The 13,840-nt window shown below is 74.7% G+C and carries 13 protein-coding genes; 7 read left to right on the top strand and 6 right to left on the bottom strand.

Annotated features, from left to right (window positions below; genetic code table 11):
• Nucleotides 1-55: 55 nt before the first annotated feature.
• The 3 genes from ACIBW6_RS31300 to ACIBW6_RS31290 all read left to right on the top strand — a co-directional run bounded on the left by ACIBW6_RS31300 (nt 56) and on the right by ACIBW6_RS31290 (nt 2,759).
• Nucleotides 56-829, top strand: a complete 774-nt coding sequence (locus ACIBW6_RS31300) for an SGNH/GDSL hydrolase family protein (protein ID WP_399065570.1) — start codon at nt 56-58, stop codon at nt 827-829.
• 159 nt (nt 830-988) lie between these two features.
• Nucleotides 989-1,969 carry an alpha/beta hydrolase gene (locus ACIBW6_RS31295; protein WP_399065568.1) on the top strand — a complete coding sequence of 327 codons (981 nt, stop codon included), beginning with the start codon at nt 989-991 and terminating at the stop codon, nt 1,967-1,969.
• A gap of 55 nt (nt 1,970-2,024) precedes the next feature.
• A complete protein-coding gene (locus tag ACIBW6_RS31290) occupies nt 2,025-2,759 on the top strand; it encodes an alpha/beta fold hydrolase (protein ID WP_399065566.1) in 735 nt (244 codons plus the stop codon).
• A gap of 44 nt (nt 2,760-2,803) precedes the next feature.
• Here the strand turns inward: ACIBW6_RS31290 and ACIBW6_RS31285 are convergent, their stop codons facing one another.
• Entirely contained in the window at nt 2,804-3,766 is a 963-nt protein-coding gene (locus ACIBW6_RS31285; protein ID WP_399065564.1) for a helix-turn-helix domain-containing protein, read from the bottom strand.
• 204 nt (nt 3,767-3,970) lie between these two features.
• The gene (locus ACIBW6_RS31280) at nt 3,971-6,259 is read right to left on the bottom strand and encodes a helix-turn-helix domain-containing protein (RefSeq protein WP_399065562.1); all 2,289 of its coding nucleotides are present in this window, start codon (nt 6,257-6,259) and stop codon (nt 3,971-3,973) included.
• A gap of 236 nt (nt 6,260-6,495) precedes the next feature.
• On the opposite strand from ACIBW6_RS31280, the gene purB reads away from it, so the two are divergent.
• Both purB and mug read left to right on the top strand, forming a co-directional pair.
• Nucleotides 6,496-7,935: an adenylosuccinate lyase gene (purB, locus tag ACIBW6_RS31275; RefSeq protein WP_399065560.1), complete on the top strand. Its 1,440-nt coding sequence runs from the start codon at nt 6,496-6,498 to the stop codon at nt 7,933-7,935.
• Entirely contained in the window at nt 7,932-8,480 is a 549-nt protein-coding gene (mug, locus tag ACIBW6_RS31270) for a G/U mismatch-specific DNA glycosylase (protein ID WP_399065754.1), read from the top strand. The genes purB and mug overlap by 4 nt, the downstream gene beginning before the upstream one ends.
• 63 nt (nt 8,481-8,543) lie before the next feature.
• Here the strand turns inward: mug and ACIBW6_RS31265 are convergent, their stop codons facing one another.
• The 4 genes from ACIBW6_RS31265 to ACIBW6_RS31250 all read right to left on the bottom strand — a co-directional run bounded on the left by ACIBW6_RS31265 (nt 8,544) and on the right by ACIBW6_RS31250 (nt 11,628).
• On the bottom strand, nt 8,544-9,356 hold the full coding sequence (locus ACIBW6_RS31265) for an SAM-dependent methyltransferase (protein ID WP_399065558.1): 813 nt from the start codon (nt 9,354-9,356) through the stop codon (nt 8,544-8,546).
• A 120-nt stretch (nt 9,357-9,476) separates the two neighbouring features.
• Nucleotides 9,477-9,896 (bottom strand): hypothetical protein, encoded by a 420-nt coding sequence (locus tag ACIBW6_RS31260; RefSeq protein ID WP_399065556.1) that lies wholly within the window; start codon nt 9,894-9,896, stop codon nt 9,477-9,479.
• A 44-nt stretch (nt 9,897-9,940) separates the two neighbouring features.
• Entirely contained in the window at nt 9,941-10,681 is a 741-nt protein-coding gene (locus tag ACIBW6_RS31255; RefSeq protein ID WP_399065752.1) for an ABC transporter permease, read from the bottom strand.
• Nucleotides 10,678-11,628 carry an ABC transporter ATP-binding protein gene (locus ACIBW6_RS31250; RefSeq protein WP_399065553.1) on the bottom strand — a complete coding sequence of 317 codons (951 nt, stop codon included), beginning with the start codon at nt 11,626-11,628 and terminating at the stop codon, nt 10,678-10,680. Before ACIBW6_RS31250 ends, ACIBW6_RS31255 begins: the two co-directional genes overlap by 4 nt.
• 109 nt (nt 11,629-11,737) lie before the next feature.
• On the opposite strand from ACIBW6_RS31250, the gene ACIBW6_RS31245 reads away from it, so the two are divergent.
• Complete coding sequence (locus tag ACIBW6_RS31245) at nt 11,738-13,003, top strand: sensor histidine kinase (protein WP_399065551.1); 1,266 nt, start codon at nt 11,738-11,740, stop codon at nt 13,001-13,003.
• A 14-nt stretch (nt 13,004-13,017) separates the two neighbouring features.
• Entirely contained in the window at nt 13,018-13,668 is a 651-nt protein-coding gene (locus ACIBW6_RS31240; protein WP_399065549.1) for a response regulator, read from the top strand.
• Nucleotides 13,669-13,840 lie beyond the last annotated feature (172 nt).

Here is a 13,840-nt window from a genome sequence, read left to right as displayed (position 1 = left end):
GCTGCCCAGACCTGCCGTGTGCGCGCCGGACGGCCGGGATACGATTTCTGGCGCCATGGAGATGAATGTCGAATACACCAGTCTCGTCGCGGTCGGCGACTCGTTCACCGAGGGCATGTCGGACCTGATGCCCGACGGCTCCTACCGCGGCTGGGCCGACCTGCTGGCCGCCCGCATGGCGGCGCGGACCCCCGGTTTCCGGTACGCGAACCTCGCCGTGCGCGGCAAGCTGATCCAGCAGATCGTCGACGAGCAGGTCGACGTGGCCGCCGCCATGAAGGCCGACGTGGTGACCCTGGTGGGCGGGCTCAACGACACCTTGCGGCCCAAGTGCGACATGGTCCGGGTCCGTGACCTGCTCACCGAGGCGGTCGAGCGGCTCGCGCCGTCGTGCCGGCGCCTCGTCCTGATGCGCAGCCCCGGGCGCAACGGTCCGGTGATGGAGCGTTTCCGGCCGCGGATGGAGGAGCTGTACGTGTGCATCGACGAGCTGGCGGCGCGGCACGACGCCCTGGTCGTCGATCTGTACGGGGTGCCCGTCCTCGGCGACCAGCGGATGTGGGACGTGGACCGGCTGCACCCGACGGCGGAGGGCCACGAGCGGATCGCCGAGGCGGTCTGGCAGGCCCTCGGGCACGACGCGGAGTCGGACTGGCGCACGCCGCTGGCGGCCGCGGTGCCGGCGGGCTGGGTCTCGCGGCGCGTGGCCGACGCCCGGTTCGCCAAGCAGCACCTGGTGCCCTGGATCGGCCGCCGGCTGACCGGCCGCTCCTCCGGCGACGGCCGCCCCCCGAAGCGCCCCGAGCTGGCGCCCTGGGAGCGGGACTGAGCGACGGCACGACGGACGCCCGGCACCGGCCTGGCCCACCGTGCGCTCTCAGGTCACATGCGGTGCGCCGACAGGCAATTCGCCGGGCTCCCGCGCCTCTAGCGTGACGGCATCGCCCACGGGACGGCCCGTGGGCGGCCGAGCGCTGAGGAGCAGTTCATGTCGGATGGTGTCCTTCGGATCGAGCCCGTCGTGCCCGTACTGGAACCGGCGGCGGCCGCGTTCGCGGAGGCGACGGCCACTCCCCCGTTCCTGTTCGAGCTGGCGCCCGCGGACGGCCGCAAGGCCGTCGACGAGGTGCAGTCGGGCCCGGTGGAGCTGCCGGAGGTGGACGAGGAGTGGGTGACCGTCACCGGCGGCCCGACGGGCCGGGTACGGGCCCGCGTCGTGCGGCCCGCCGGGGTCTCCGGGACGCTCCCGGTCATCTTCTACATCCACGGCGCGGGCTGGGTCTTCGGCAACGCGCACACCCATGACCGGCTGGTGCGCGAGCTCGCGGTGGGCGTGGGCGCCGCCGTCGTCTTCCCCGAGTACGACCTCTCGCCGGAGGCCCGCTACCCCGTCGCGATCGAGCAGAACTACGCGGTGGCCCGCTGGGTCGTCGCCGAGGGCGCCGCGCACGGCCTGGACGGGCAGCGCGTCGCGGTGGCCGGGGACTCGGTGGGCGGCAACATGAGCGCCGCGCTGACGCTCATGGCCAAGGAGCGCGGGGACGTCCCGCTCCTGGGCCAGGTGCTGTTCTACCCGGTCACCGACGCGCGCTTCGACACCGGCTCCTACCGCCAGTTCGCGGAGGGGTACTTCCTGCGCCGCGACGGCATGGAGTGGTTCTGGGACCAGTACACGACCGACGAGGACGAGCGCGCGCAGATCACCGCGTCGCCGCTGCGGGCCACCACCGAGCAGCTGGCCGGGCTGCCGCCGGCCCTCGTCATCACGGGCGAGGCGGACGTGCTGCGCGACGAGGGCGAGGCGTACGCCAACAAGCTGCGCGCGGCCGGGGTCCCGGTCACCGCGGTCCGCTTCCAGGGCGTCATCCACGACTTCGTGATGCTCAACGCGCTGCGGGACACGCATGCCGCCGAGGCGGCCATCGCGCTGGCCGTCTCCACGCTGCGGACGACCTTCGACGCGCGCTGACCCGCCCGCTCCCTTCCCGTTCACGACGTTCCACGACTCCCCGAGGAAGTGCCCCATGGCCTCCAGCACCCCGCCCGGTAATCCGCCCACCGTCGTCCTCGTGCACGGCGCCTTCGCCGACGCCGCCAGCTGGTCCGGCGTCATCGCCGAACTGCGCGAGCACGGCATAGCGGTGCTCGCACCGCCCAACCCGCTGCGCGGCCTCGCCGCGGACGCCGCGTACATCGCCTCCGTCGCCGCGCAGATCGACGGGCCCGTGATCCTCGTCGGTCACTCCTACGGCGGCGCGCTCATCACCGTCGCCGGCACCGCGGAGAACGTGGTCGGTCTCGTCTATGTCGCCGCCTACGTCCTCGAAGAGGGCGAGAGCCTGGGCGAGTTGCAGGGCCGCTTCCCGCTCTCGCCGCTCGTCAGCAACCTGAAGCAGGCCACGTACCCGGTGGCCGGCGCGGCGCCGGCCACCGAGGTGACGATCGTCCCGGAGGCGTTCCCGGAGATCTTCGCCGCGGACGTGCCCGCCGCGACCACCCAGGTCCTGGCCCTGGCCCAACGGCCGCTGGCCGCTGCCGCGTTCGAGGAGAAGGCGGCAGCGGCGGCCTGGCACACCACGCCGGCCTGGGCCCTCGTCGCCGGCGCCGACCGGGCCATCAACCCCGAGGTCGAACGCTTCGGCGCCGAGCGCGCCGGCGCGACCGTCGTCGAACTCGACGGCGCCTCGCACGCGGTGGCCGTCTCCCGGCCCAAGGACGTCGCGGGGCTGATCCTCGACGCCGTCCGCGCCATCGCCTGACGTTCCTGCCGCGCGGGCCCGCCCTTCGCCGGGCGGGCCCGCGCTCACGTCACGGCAGTGGTGCGCGCGCTGCGCCACTCGCGGGGCGAGATTCCGTAAGCGCCCCGGAACGCGCGGCTGAAGTGCGCGGGGCTGGCGAACCCCCAGCGCTGCGCCACCGACGCCACGGACGGCGGGTTCCGTCCGCCGCGAGCCAGTTCCCGGGCGCACTCCTCCAGGCGGCGGCGCTGGACCAGCCGGCCGACGGTGAGCTCCTCGTCCTCGAAGAGCCGGTGGAGGTAGCGCACGGAGATGTGGTGGGCCCGGGCGATGGCCTCCGGCGTCAGCTCCGGGTCCCCCAGGTTCCGGTCGATGTGGTCGCGGATCCGGGCCACCAGGTGAGGGCGGGCGTTCTCCTCCCCGGCGCCCGCGCCCCGGGCCTGCTCCGCCACCAGGACGGCGACGAGATCGACGACGCTGGAGGCCAGCCGGCCCGCGAGCCCGGGGGCGTACGCGGCGGCGGAGTCGACCAGCGACGACAGGAAGGGGCCCAGGACCGCGCCGCAGCCCCGCTCGGTGCCGATGGCGGTGCCGGTGACGCGGCGCAGGTCCTCGGCGGGCAGGCCGAGGGTGCGGTGCGGGATGTGGACGAGGCGGGCGGTGAAGGGGCCGGGGTGTGCCCAGTGGCAGGGGCGCGCCGTGTCGTTGACGAAGAGGTCGCCGGGGCCCACGTCGGCCCGCCGGCCGTCCTGGGTCAGGGCGGTGCGGCCCGACACCTGGACGCCGACCACGACACAGGGGTCGGCGGAGCGCGCGACGTGCGACGCCGTCCGGCTGACCCGGTGCGCGTCCGCCTCGACGGTGCTGACCCGCAGGAAGCCCACCTGCGCGGTGGTGAGCCGGCCGGTGAACGGGCCGTCCCCGCTCCGTGTGACGGCCGCGGGCACCCGGACCCGGGCGAGCGCGGCCCGCCAGTGGTCGAGTCCCTCGGGCCCGGACACCGCGTCCGTGGTCAGCACCGGGTTCATCCGGCTCTCCTCTCCCTGCACAGCAAGGGCGGAGCGTTCGGCTCCTCGGCGCACAGGGATGCGGTGCGCCGGGGGCGGCGCCTGGTCCTGCGCGGAGGTCCGGCGGCGACGTCGACGCCCGGTTTCTCCGCCATGTCCAGACAATCAGGGCCCTGTCGCGTTCTCCAGGCAGAAAGCAGGCAGAAACCGTGCCGGGGGCCGGGGCTACGGTGTCCGGTCCAGCTCCGTGAGGTGGCGGCGGGCGTCGGTGCGAGCCTGCGGGGCGGCGTCCGGGCCGAGGTCGAGGCAGCGGGTGAAGGCCTCGCGCGCTCGGGCCGCCCGGCCCGCGGTCAGCAGGAGCAGGCCGAGACGGACCAGTTCGCTGCTCTCCTGCGTGGTGTTGCCGGAGTCGTGCCAAAGGTCCACCGCGATCCGCCGGTGCGCGACGGCGTCGTCCCACCGCTCCAGGTCGGCGAGGCCGTGGGGCATCCCGGAGTGCAGTCCGGAGCGCACGTTGACGGCGATGTGCGGGGCGATGCCGTCGCCGGCCTCGTCCAGGAAGGCGAGCGCCGACTCGAAGGCCCGCAGGGACGCCTCGGCCCGGTGCTCCTCCGCGAGGATGAGGGCGTGGCCGTGCCGGGCGTTCAGACTGCCGTACAGGTCGTCGGCGGCGGCGAAGAGGCGGCCCGCGCGTTCCATGTGCGTGCCGGCCGACGCGTACTCGTGGAGTTTGCGCAGGGCCCAGGCGCTGTAGAAGTCGGCCCAGGCCTCCTGGGTGACGTCGGCCGCGCGGACGGCGGCGGCGCGGGCCGCGGCGGACCGGCCGAGGCTGTCGCGGAAGCGGCCCTCGCACAGCAGGAGCGCCCAGGCGTGGTAGTTGAGGTGCGTCGCTTCGAGGGACGGGTCGTCCAGGGCGCGGGCGGCGCGCGCGGCCGCGGCGAAGACCTCGGGCCAGTGCCCCCAGAAGATCCACTGGTCGGAGAACCAGTGCAGTGCCTCGGCGACCTCGACCACGGTGGCGTGCTCACCGGCCGCGGCGGCGGCGCGCAGGGCCGCGAGCCAGTTGGCGCCCTCGGCCTTGAGCCAGTGCCGGGCGTGGTCGGCGTGGGACAGGTCGACCTCGCCCTGCCACTGCGCGGGGGGTGCGCCGTGGCCGGGTTCGAACCAGCGGCCCGCCACCACGGTCGTCTCCAGGAGCCAGCGGTGCAGCTCCGCGCGGACCCGGTGGACGGTCTCGGTGTCCTCCTCGGCGGCAAGCCGGGCCCGGGCGAAGAGGCAGACCAGGTCGTGCAGGCGGTAGCGGTCCCCGTCGCTGCCGAGCAGACCGGCCTCGACCAGCTCCTCCAGGGTGTCCTCGGCGTCGTGGAGCCGCCGGCCGGTCAGCCGGGCGGCGGCCGGGGCGCCGGTGTCCGGGCCGGGGACCAGGGACAGACGCCTAAACAGGCGGGCGGCCGCCGGTGTGAGCTGCCGGTAGGACAGCTCGAAGGCGGCGGAGACCCGCAGGTCGCCGGCGGCCAGGACGTCGAGCCGCCGCTCGTCGGCCGCCAGCCGGTCGGCGAGGCGGCGCACGGACCAGCCGGTACGCGTGGCCAGCCAGTTGCCCGCCACGCGCAGGGCCAGCGGGAGGTGGCCGCAGCGGGACGCGACGTCGGCGAGGGCCGCCGGGTCGGCCGCGGCCCGCTCGGCCCCGACGAGCGCGGTCAGGAACGCGGCGGCCTCCCCGGGGCTCAGTTCGCCGAGCGGCAGCCGGTGCACGCTCTCCAGGCCGGTGAGCATGCGCCGGCTCGTCACGACGACCAGGCCCGCGCCGGCGCCCGGCAGCAGCGGGCGCACCTGCGCCTCGTCGCGGGCGTTGTCCAGGACCAGCAGGACGCGGTGGTCGGCCAGGGTCTGCCGGTACAGGGCGGCATGTCCCCGCGGTCCGGCCTTCGTGAGGTCCCGGTCGGCCACGTGGAGCGCCTTGAGCACGGTGAGCATCAGTTCGGCGGGCCCGGGCGGCTCGTCGTCCAGGCCGCGCAGGTCGAGGACGAGCTGGCCGTCGGGGAACCGGCCGGCGAGCGCGCGGGCGGCGTGCAGCGCCAGCGTCGTCTTGCCGGTGCCCGGCGGGCCGGAGACCGCGACCGTCACCGGGTGCCCCGGCGGGACGCCGTCCTCGCCGGGGCCGGCGGCGGTGGCCCGCTCCGCGAGGGCACGCAGCCGCGCCAGCTCGGGCCCCCGGCCGACGAAGTCGTCGACGCCGCGGGGGAAGGTGCCCACCCCGGCCGGCCGGTACGCGCCGCCGCGGCCGCTGCGGGCGACGGCGAGCAGCCGCTCCCGCTCCGCCTCGTTCAGGCCCAGTCCGTCCGCGAGGGCGGCCACCGTGCGGCGCTGCGGCGCCGCCCGTCGTCCGCGCTCCAGGTCCCCGATGCCGCGCACGCTGACGCCCGAGGCCTCCGCCAGTCCTTCCAGGGTCAGTGACGCCGCGAGCCGCAGTTCCCGCAGCGCGGCCCCGAACGCTCCGCGTCCCCCGCCCACCTGCTCGTCCCTCCCGGCACGCCCTTGTCCGTCCCCCGGCGCGCACCCCTGGATCTTAGGAGAGCGCCGGGGCGCCTGCGGCGCCGGGCCGCGCCCGTGGACCATCGAGGACCTGGCCGACTTCCCAGGCCCGTACGGTGTGGCGTCCGTCACCTCTCAAGCGGCGCTGACCTGTACGTTCCTCCATTCCGTCCGCGGTTCGGAGCCTGTAGGGACGCCCGGTAAACTCCGTCCACGTGACTGCGCCTGCCAAGCCCCGTATCCCGAACGTTCTCGCCGGACGCTATGCCTCCGCCGAGCTCGCCACCCTCTGGTCGCCGGAGGAGAAGGTGAAGCTGGAGCGCCGCCTCTGGCTCGCCGTGCTGAAGGCACAGAAGGACCTCGGGATCGAGGTGCCCGACGCCGCGATCGCCGACTACGAGCGGGTGCTCGACCAGGTCGACCTCGCCTCCATCGCCGAGCGCGAGAAGGTCACCCGGCACGACGTGAAGGCCCGTATCGAGGAGTTCAACGCGCTCGCCGGGCACGAGCAGGTCCACAAGGGGATGACCTCCCGCGACCTGACGGAGAACGTCGAGCAGTTGCAGATCCGGCTCTCGCTCGAGCTGGTGCGCGACCGGACCGTCGCCGTCCTCGCCCGGCTGGCCAGGCTCGCCGGTGAGTACGGCGAGCTGGTCATGGCGGGCCGCTCGCACAACGTCGCCGCGCAGGCCACCACGCTCGGCAAGCGGTTCGCGACCGCCACGGACGAACTGCTCGTCGCCCACGGCCGCGTCGAGGAGCTGCTGACCCGCTACCCGCTGCGCGGCATCAAGGGCCCGGTCGGCACCGCGCAGGACATGCTCGACCTGCTGGGCGGGGACGACGCGAAGCTCGCGGAGCTGGAGGAGCGGATCGCCGGGCACCTGGGCTTCGCGCAGGCGTTCACGTCGGTGGGCCAGGTCTACCCGCGCTCGCTCGACTACGAGGTCGTCACCGCGCTGGTGCAGCTCGCCGCGGCGCCCTCCTCGACGGCGAAGACGATCCGGCTGATGGCCGGGCACGAGCTGGTGACCGAGGGCTTCAAGCCGGGTCAGGTCGGCTCCTCGGCGATGCCGCACAAGATGAACACCCGCTCCTGCGAGCGCGTCAACGGCCTCATGGTGATCCTGCGCGGCTACGCGTCGATGACCGGCGAGCTGGCCGGCGACCAGTGGAACGAGGGCGACGTGTCCTGCTCGGTGGTGCGCCGGGTCGCACTGCCGGACGCGTTCTTCGCGCTGGACGGCCTGCTGGAGACGTTCTTGACGGTGCTCGACGAGTTCGGCGCGTTCCCCGCGGTCGTCGCCCGCGAGCTCGACCGCTACCTGCCGTTCCTGGCCACCACGAAGGTGCTCATGGCGTCGGTGCGGGCGGGCGTGGGCCGCGAGGAGGCCCACGAGGCCATCAAGGAGAACGCGGTGGCCGCCGCGCTCGCCATGCGCGAGCAGGGCGCGGAGCGCAACGAGCTGCTCGACACGCTGGCCGCGGACCCCCGCATCCCGCTGGACCGGGCGGGCCTGGACGCACTGATGGCGGACAAGCTGTCGTTCACGGGCGCCGCCGCCGGTCAGGTGGCGCAGGTCGTGGCGCGCGTCGAGGAGATCGTGAAGCGGTACCCGGAGGCCGCCGGTTACGCGCCCGGGGCGATCCTCTGACCCGGCCGACCCCCGCGGAGCTGGAGGCCGCCCGTGACCGTCCGGTGCCGGACATCGTCGCGAGCGGCCTCTCCGTGCTCTTCTGCGGGATCAACCCGGGGCTGATGACGGCGGTGACCGGGCACCACTTCGCGCGGCCGGGCAACCGCTTCTGGCCGGTGCTGCACCTGTCCGGCTTCACGCCCCGCCTCCTGCTCCCCGCCGAGCAGGAGGAACTCCTGTCGTACGGGCTCGGCATCACGAACGTCGTCGCGCGGCCGACCGCGCGGGCCGACGAACTGAGCCCCGCGGAGTACCTGGAGGGCGGCCGACTGCTGGAGGAGAAGGTCGCGCGGCTGCGGCCCGCATGGCTCGCGGGCGTCGGCGTGACGGCGTACCGCTCGGCCTTCCAGGATCCCAAGGCCCGTATCGGCCCCCAGGAGCGCACGATCGGTGGCGCCCGGGTGTGGGCGCTGCCCAATCCCAGCGGGCTGAACGCGCATTGGACGAAGGAGACGATGGCGGAGGAGTTCGCGCGGCTGCGGGTCGCCGCGGCGGCGTCCTAGCGGCGAGCCGCGGCCCGGGGCGCGACGGCTACGGTTTGCGGGCCACCGCCCGGGGCGCGGCGGCTACGGCTTGCGGGCCACCGCTCCGAACTGGGCGACCAGCGGGCCCTCCTCGGTCCCCTCGGTGCGCCAGCGGGCGCAGGAGACGAGGCCGGGCGCGACCAGCTCCAGGCCGTCGAGGAAGGCCGAGACCTCCGCGCCGGTGCGGGCGGTGATCGGCGGTGTCGCGTTCTCGTTCCAGAACTTCATCGCCGCCTCGTTGCCCTCCCCGCCCAGCTCCAGCGTCGGGTGGGTCAGGACGACGTAACTGCCCGACGGGATCGCGTCGACGAGGCGGCGCACGATGGACGTGGCCTTCTCGGTGTCGACGACGAAGTTCAGGATGCCGAGCAGCATGACGGCGACGGGCCGCTCGAAGTCGAGGGTGCCCGAGGCGGCCGCGACGATCGCGTCCGGGTCGTGCGCGTCCGCGTCCACGTACTGGGTGGCGCCCTCGGCGGAGCTGGTGAGCAGCGCGCGGGCGTGCGTGAGGACGATCGGGTCGTTGTCGACGTAGACGATGCGGGCGTCGGGCGCGACGCGCTGGGCGACCTCGTGCGTGTTCTCGGCCGTCGGCAGGCCCGTACCGATGTCGAGGAACTGCCGGATGCCCGCCTCACCGGCGAGGAAGCCGACGGCGCGGCCGAGGAAGGCGCGGTCGGCGCGGGCGACCTCCCCGATGCTCGGGTACATGGACGTGATCATGGAGCCGACCTGCTCGTCGACCTCGTAGTGGTCCTTGCCGCCCAGCCAGTAGTTCCACACACGGGCGTTGTGCGCGATGTGGGCGGCGATCCGGTCCCCCGGCTGCTGCTGCGGCGCGCTGTCGTCGCTCATGTGCTCTCCTTCGTGCGGTGTACGGCGGGTGCGGGGCACGGACGCGGCCCGGGCCGACACCGGCCGGGCTCAAGATCCCATGGTGGCACGGGAGTTCCCGCGGCGCGCGGCGCGCGCGGGCTACGGCGGGGCGACATCGGTGACCACGGCGAGGAGTTGGCAGGGCTGCTCGTCGCCCTGCCGGGCGACGGCGAGAGCCACCCAGCGCTCCCCGACGCTCCACAGGTGCAGATCCTGGGCGCAGGCACTGAGCCAGCCCCAGGGCTCGGGTATGGACTCGCCGTGCTCCAGGGCGCGGGTGTGCAGGCTCCACAGGCTCAACCGGTACGGGTCCCCCCAGCGCGCGGCGAGCAGCTCGGTCAGGCCGTCGCGGTCGGCGTCCGCCTGCGCCTCCGCCAGCTCGCGGACACCGCCGCGCTCGGTCAACTCGGCCATGGTGAACCCGGGTCCGCCCCAGCCCGCGGGCGATCTGCCGTGGGCGGGCGGGAAGGGGCCGGTCCACAGCACGTCGATCGTCGCGAGTTGCTCCGCGATGTTCATGGCTCCAGTAAAGCGGCCGCCACTGACAACGGCCCGACCCACCGTCAGGCGTCCCTGCGGCGCACCGTCCACGCCCCGGCGAACAGAGCGAGCCCGGCCCACGCCCCGGACACCGCGAGCCCGCTCCAGGGGCCCAGACTGCCCACGGGGTGCTGGCGCAGGACCTGTTGGCCGGCGCGGTCGGGCAGGAGGTCGGCGGCGGTCACGGCGAGATCGCCGACGACGAACGACACGAGCAGCAGGAACGGGACGAGCAGGCTCAGGACGGCGACCGCGCTGCGCAGCACGGCGGTGAGTCCGGCCGCGAACAGTGCCATCAGCGCCAGGTACACGCCCCCGCCCAGGCAGGCGCGCAGCGCGCCCGGGTCGCCGAGGCCCAGTCCGCCGGAATCCAGCAGCGCCTGGCCCAGGAGGAAGGTGGTGAAGGTGGTGGCGGTCCCGGCGACGAGGGCGCAGCCGCCGATGACCGTCATCTTCGCTCCGTAGAAGAGCGTCCGGTCGGGCACGGCGGCCAGGGAGACCCGCAGCGCGCCGTCGGCGTACTCGGCGGAGACGGCGGTGGCGCCGAAGGCGAGGGCCGCGATCTGGCCGAAGTTCAGCGCGAAGAAGGCGCCGTACAGCGGGTCGTCACCGGGGCCGGTCCCGGTGCGGCCGACGGTGGCGGAGACGAGCGCCGTGAGAGCGACGGTGCTCGCGAAGACGGCGAGGAGGGTCCCGAGGCGGCCCCGCAGCGACCTGACCTTGATCCATTCGGAGTGCAGCACGGCGGCGGTCGACACGGTCAGGCCTCCTGGGCAGGGGTGGTGGTGTGCTGCGTGTACTCCACGTGCTGCGTGTACTCCGTGTCGGCCGCGGTCAGAGCCAGATAGGCCTGCTCCAGGGACGCGTGCGTGTCGCCGAGTTCGAGGACGGGGATGCCGGCCTCGGCGGCGAGGGCTCCGACGGCGGCTGCGGGGGCGCCTACAAGGGTGCGGTCGCCGTCGCCGGAGACGGTGTACGTGTGTCCCGCGCGCGCGAGAGCTTCGTGCAGGCGCGGTTGTTCGGTGGTGCGCACCTGGGCGCCGGGGCTGCTGTAGGCGGCGATGAAGTCGGTGAGCGAGGTGTCGGCGAGGAGCCGCCCGCGGCCGAGGACGACAAGGTGGTCGGCGAGGGACGCCGTCTCGTTCATGAGGTGGCTGGAGACGAACACGGTGCGGCCCGCCCGCGCGAGGTCGCGCAGCAACTCCCGCATCCAGACGATGCCTTCGGGGTCGAGGCCGTTGGCCGGCTCGTCGAGCAGGACGACCGCCGGGTCGCCGAGCAGGGCCGCCGCGACCCCGAGGCGCTGGCGCATGCCGAGCGAGTACGTCCGCACGCGGCGCCGGGCGACGGCGGCGAGGCCTACCTGAGCGAGCACCTCGTCGACCCGGCGTACGGGGATGCGGTTGGCGGCCGCGAGCATGCGCAGGTGCGCGTGCGCGGTGCGGGCGCCGTGGGCGGCTTGCGGGTCGAGCAACGCACCTACTTGGCGCAGCGGCTCGTCGTAGGAGGCGTAGGGGCGGCCGCCGATGAGCACGCGTCCGGAGGTGGGCCGGCTCAGGCCGAGGGCGAGGCGCATGGTGGTGGACTTCCCGGCGCCGTTCGGACCGAGGAAGCCGGTGACGCGGCCCGGTTCCACCCGGAAGGCAAGTCGGTCCACGGCGCGCCTCCCGCCGTATTCCTTGCTGAGGTTCTGGACGTCGATGCTGGTCATGGGAGTCAGCGTGGCTCGCCTCCGCGGGCCCGGGCCTCCCCCGCGGGCGGGGAACGCCTCCCTCGCACGGGGGAGCCGTCGCGAGGAGCGCGGCTGGCACGATGACCGCATGCCCCGCTTCCTGCGACCGCTGACGCGTACGGTCACGTACACCCGCTGGCTGCACCTGCTGGTCGCCTCGGTGTTCGCCTTCGTGTGCGGCGCGGTCTACCCGGGGCTGTCGGCTCCTTCCGTACGGGACTGGGTGCTCGTCTACGTTCTTCCGCTGCCGCTGCTCGTGCTGCTGGCGACGGTGCCGGGGGTCCGGCGCGCGGAGGGGTTGCAGGCGCGGTTGATGCTGTTTCCCGGCGGGCACGCGCGCGTGGCGGGCGGCGGTGCGGAGGCAGGGGTGTCGGTGGCCCCGTCGGCGTCGTGGCGCGACCGGGGCAGGACGGCGGTGTGGCTCGTGCTGCGGCTGCTCCTGGGGCTCTCGGTGGCGCTGGTGTCGGCCCAGCTGATGGCGGCCGTCCTGGAGTTGGCCGGGGCCACGGCGGGCCGGCCGGTGGCCACGGTGTCGCCTCTGCCGCTGCCCGCGCCGGGTTGGTGGTGCGGGCCGCTCGTCCCTGTCCCGCTGCTCGTCCTGTGGTGCGTGGTGGAGGGTGCGGGCCGGGCGACGGCGTGGGCCGCCCTCGTGCTGCTCGGCCCGTCCGCGGCCGAGCGGGTCGCCGTCCTGGAGGAGCGGACCGAGCGGCTGTTGGAGCGCACGCGGATCGCGCGGGAGCTGCACGACTCCCTCGGGCACGCGCTGACGGTCGTGGTGGTGCAGGCGGGCGCGGCGCGAGCGGCGGGCGACGCGGCGTTCACCGAGCGGGCGCTCGACGCCATCGAGGAGACGGGGAGGGCGGCGCTGGAGGATCTGGAGCGGGTCCTGCTGGTGCTGCGGGAGGCGGAGCAGCCGGTGAGCGCCCGGCCCTCGTTGCGGGACGCGGAACGGCTGTTCGGTGCGGCGCGCGCCTCGGGCGCCACGGTGGACGTGACGGTGCGGGGCCCGCTGGAGTCGCTGCCGGGGCCCGTCTCCCGGGAGGGATACCGCATTCTGCAGGAAGGGCTGACGAACGTGCTGCGGCACTGCGGGGCCGTCCCGGTCCGGGTGGCCCTGACCGTCGCGGCGGGGCGGTTGCACCTGGAGGTGCGCAATGAACTGCCTACAGGGGCGCCCAATGAGCCGCCTACAGGGATGAGCGACGAGCTGCCTGCAGGAGCGGCGTTCGTGACGGCCGGCGCGGGAAGCGGGCTCCGCGGGGTGCGGGAGCGGGCCGCCCTGCTCGGTGGCCAGGCACGCAGTGGCCGGATCGGCGATGAGTGGCAGGTCCATGTCGAGCTGCCGGTGGCCTGACCTACGCTGTCCCGATGCCGCTCACCGTGCTCCTCGTCGACGACGAACCGCTGGTCCGCGCCGGTCTGCGGGCCGTCCTCGAAGCCCAGCCGGACATCGAGGTGGTGGGCGAGGCGGCCGACGGCGCGGCGGCGATCCCGCTGGTGCGGGCGGTGCGCCCCGACGTCGTCGCCATGGACGTCCGGATGCCGCTGCTGGACGGGATCGAGGCCACGCGCGCGGTGCTGCGCGCCGTGCCACGGCCCCCGAAGATCCTTGTCATCACCACGTTCGAGAACGACGAGTACGTCTACGGGGCGCTGCGCGCGGGCGCCGACGGGTTCCTGTTGAAGCGGGCGCGGCCCGCCGAGATCGTCCACGCGGTGCGGCTCGTGGCTGCGGGTGAGTCCCTCCTCTTCCCGGCCGCGCTGCGCCGGCTGGCCGCCGCATACGGCAACGCGGCGGCGCGCGCCGCGCTGGAGCGGGCCGGGCTGACCGAGCGAGAGAGGGCGGTGCTGCGGCTCATGGCGCGGGGGCTGTCCAACGCGGAGATCGCCGCCGAGCTCGTCGTCGGCACGGAGACGGTGAAGTCGCACGTCAGTGCCGTGCTCGCCAAGCTCGGGGTCCGGGACCGGACCCAGGCGGTGATCGCCGCGTACGAATCCGGTTTCGTCGCGCCGGGCTGACAGGCCCTCTCACGCGCCCCAGGGCCCTCGCGGCACCCGGTGGGCCGTCGGGGGCGCCGCCGGGCCCCCGCGGCTGGCGCCCGAGTGAGCGGCGGTCGCCACATCGGTGCACCCGACTCTCGCCGGTGGGGGCCGCGGCGAGTACCATCCGGCGAACACGCGCAACTGCTGG

The organism is Streptomyces sp. NPDC049813, from assembly GCF_044465085.1.
In the GTDB taxonomy this organism is placed as follows: domain Bacteria; phylum Actinomycetota; class Actinomycetes; order Streptomycetales; family Streptomycetaceae; genus Streptomyces.
This window is presented reverse-complemented; position numbering and strand designations above follow the sequence as displayed.